The organism is Chamaesiphon sp. VAR_48_metabat_135_sub, from assembly GCF_031418915.1.
GTDB lineage: Bacteria > Cyanobacteriota > Cyanobacteriia > Cyanobacteriales > Chamaesiphonaceae > Chamaesiphon.
Genome location: NZ_JANOJV010000251.1, coordinates 1 through 3,186 on the forward strand (window position 1 = coordinate 1; position 3,186 = coordinate 3,186).

Annotated in this window: 4 protein-coding genes; 2 read left to right on the forward strand and 2 right to left on the reverse strand. The window is 42.5% G+C overall.

The annotated features are described in order from the left end of the window. Together RMO55_RS17540 and RMO55_RS17545 are read left to right on the forward strand one after the other, a co-directional pair. A partial coding sequence (locus RMO55_RS17540; protein ID WP_310428650.1) for an ATP-binding protein occupies window positions 1-813 on the forward strand: 813 nt, incomplete at its 5' end. Then, a complete protein-coding gene (locus tag RMO55_RS17545) occupies window positions 779-1,210 on the forward strand; it encodes a response regulator (protein ID WP_310428652.1) in 432 nt (143 codons plus the stop codon). The genes RMO55_RS17540 and RMO55_RS17545, both read left to right, overlap by 35 nt. 60 nt (window positions 1,211-1,270) lie before the next feature. On the opposite strand, the gene RMO55_RS17550 is transcribed toward RMO55_RS17545, so the two are convergent. Together RMO55_RS17550 and RMO55_RS17555 are read right to left on the reverse strand one after the other, a co-directional pair. Beyond that, window positions 1,271-1,957 (reverse strand): iron-containing redox enzyme family protein, encoded by a 687-nt coding sequence (locus tag RMO55_RS17550; protein WP_310428654.1) that lies wholly within the window; start codon window positions 1,955-1,957, stop codon window positions 1,271-1,273. Window positions 1,958-2,177: 220 nt separating this feature from the next. Further along, window positions 2,178-3,186 (reverse strand): SAM-dependent methyltransferase (locus tag RMO55_RS17555; protein WP_396134381.1); only part of this gene is annotated, 1,009 nt, incomplete at its 5' end.

Sequence of the window (3,186 nt, forward strand, 5' to 3'; positions counted from 1 at the left end):
GCGATCGAACTCCGTAAAGCGATCGTCAATATTGTACTGCGTCAAGCTGAAGAATTAGCCTTACTCACCAACGATTTAGAACGATCGAACGCCGAACTCAAGAAGTTTGCCTATGTCGCTTCCCACGATTTGCAAGAACCCTTAAATCAGGTAGCAAATTACGTCCAACTGCTAGAGATGCGGTACAGCGAGCAACTCGATAGCGATGCCAAAGAGTTTATCGGCTTTGCCGTTGAGGGTGTCAGCTTGATGCAAACTCTGATTGATGACGTATTAGTCTACTCCAAAGTAGACCTGCTCGGCATCGAGTGGGGACTGACCGAAGTATCTACCGCCTTCAATCGCGCTCTGAGCCACTTGCGCGGCCGAATTGCAGAAACAGGCGCGATCGTCACTTTCGACCCGATGCCGACGATTGTAGCCGACAGTACGCAACTAATGCAGCTCTTCCAAAACCTAATTGGGAATGCGATCAAATTCCGTAAACCAGATACAGTCCCCCAGATTCATATCTCGATCGAACGACAGGAAGACGACTGGTTATTCTCCGTCCGTGATAATGGGATTGGCATCGATCCCCGCTTTTTCGAGCGGATCTTTGTGATCTTCCAACGCCTTCACACTCGCGATGAGTATTCAGGATCGGGCATGGGATTAACCATCTGTAAAAAGATCGTCGAATGTCACCGTGGCAAAATCTGGGTCACATCAGAGCCAGACCAGGGCAGCACTTTTTCGTTTACAATTCCTGTTAGCGGAGGAGATCGAGATCGCATCAATGGACGTAAAAACTATCCTATTAGTCGAAGATAATCGCGGCGACATCCGCCTGATTCAGGAAGCACTGAAAAGCACCGCTGCCCATTGTGAGGTAGTGGTGACGCGGGATGGGATGGAGGCGATGTCCTATCTCCATCAGGAGGGGGAATACACCAACGTTTCCCTCCCCGATTTGGTGCTCCTAGATCTCAATCTTCCCAAAAAAGATGGGCGCGAAGTCTTAGCCGAAATCAAAGCCGATCCCAAGCTCAAACATTTGCCCGTGGTGGTATTGACGACTTCTCTCAATGAGGAAGATATCGCCAATAGCTACGATCTCCATGTCAATTGCTATATTGCTAAATCCCGAAATCTCCCCCAGTTGTTTAAAATTGTGCGGGGGATTGAAGAATTTTGGCTAGAGACGGCTACTTTGCCAGTCAAGATTTAAGATCGATTGCCGATTTTTCTGACTGCATCTGCTGCGCAACGGTGATTACCCGATCGATAACTAGATGTAAGCAACCTCCCGATCTGGGCATTGAATCACTTGATTCCAAGAGTCGAATAGCTGTCGCCAAAGCTGTGTAACTTCATAGACTGTGTGGAGATAGTCAGCTCCCAAAGGAGAATCTTGCGAACACTGTGGAATTAGATCCAATCCTAAGATCTGATGATGAGTATCCGCTTCCTGATGAACTAGCCAGTATTCTTTAGGGGTTAATTCTAGTTCAGCAAGTTTAGGGTTAACCTGAGCATAAAAATCCACCGCAATGCTTTCGGTCATTAAGTTCAGAGTAATGATCTGGTGTGCAAATGGCTCTCGCATGACCGATCGAATAAAATAAGAACCCAATGCCAATGTTGCTAAATTTGGTGGAACTGAAGTCGGCAATCGATCGAGCTTGAGAAAGCCAAACTCACGCATCCATCTGGCTAACTGTGCTGGGTGTTCAACTTCTTCAGCCGCATGTTCGCCAAAAGCATCCCGAAAACGGGGGTCATCGCATTTGCCGTAGCGGAGAGCAGTTGCCGCAGTAAAGTCGGCCGAAAGATGATAGAGCTGGTGAACCCAGTAAAAATCTTTGCGGCTCGAAGCATTGGAGACGGATTGATAAAAAGAATGCGATCTGAGGTCTGCTCTGCATTTTTGGGCTATTTCCCAGAGCCAACCCATTGGAACAACGCTGTTTAACATTGTGACTCTCCTCGATCTACGCATGAATTAGTAAAATTAATTCATCCATACTTCCATTATAGTCAGTTGTCCCTGAAATTGCTGCTAGTTCTCCTATTCTTAGTGGCTAGAAGTCTCGATCGGCAATAATTATCCCCATAAGTACGGGAGAGCCAATCGGGTAATCTTTGATTGTTAAAATATTACGTTAATTGTCTCCTGAAACTTTGCAATGTGAATGCTAATCGGCTAATTCAAATTCTAACTGACAATTAGAAGTTATCTGGATAGCTTCATCCCATTGCAGATAATCTTCTAAAGATCCCAGTTCTTTTGTAACAGATTTCAGGGATAGCCGCTTTAGGATATCTATTGTAATTGGTCTCTTTTCATCCCAAAAAATCATGGAGTTAAGAAACTCTAATGCAGGATTAGAGGTGACTAATCCAAAAATGAATTTGGCTTCTTCCTCAGTTTCAAAAGACAAAAAATTCACAGTGTCATCAAACATTACTGATTTTCCATCCAAAGGTTTAATCAGACAAAAATTTAGTTTCTTATAAAGCCCAGAGATCGATATTTTCCAATCTTTGAAAGAATACGAGCCAACACCAAAGATAGAAAATGGCGGCTTATTTTTGTAAATAGAACTCTTTCTATTTTTGAAATATTTTTCATGTTCAAGCAAATATTGCCATGTTTTAGGTGTTCTATCTTGAATAATACTAGTAGCTTCACCAACCGACTTTTGTGTAACCAGTAAAAGCTTTCGATAATAATCAGTTCTACCATTGCCGATATCCGAACTCTTTAAAAGAGGGTACAAATAGTTTTCCTCTAGAATATATTTTTTGCCAAATCCATTTTGAAATAAGTTATCTTGAATGCGCTCTAACTCCATAATTTTAGAGCAATCATGCTTGATTCCAGATCGCCATAAATATTTTAGATCTTGACCTGCCAAATGTTTCCACTTCTCATAATTAACTGTATTTTTGATAATCAAGCCATCTCTTTCTCCAATTAAGTATGATGCTTTTTTATCTTTCAGATCTTCATAAACTTCATAATCTATATTGCGATCGGCATTGGTAGAAAGAATACAAAGACAAGCCTCTACTGATGCTCCAAAATAAGCTTTTGCATCGATTGAATAGACATAACCAGAAAACCTGTCTCCTGATTTCTTCTTTACTTGACGTAAGACCTTACGAGCGACGGAATACTTACACAAGACAGCTATAGTACCA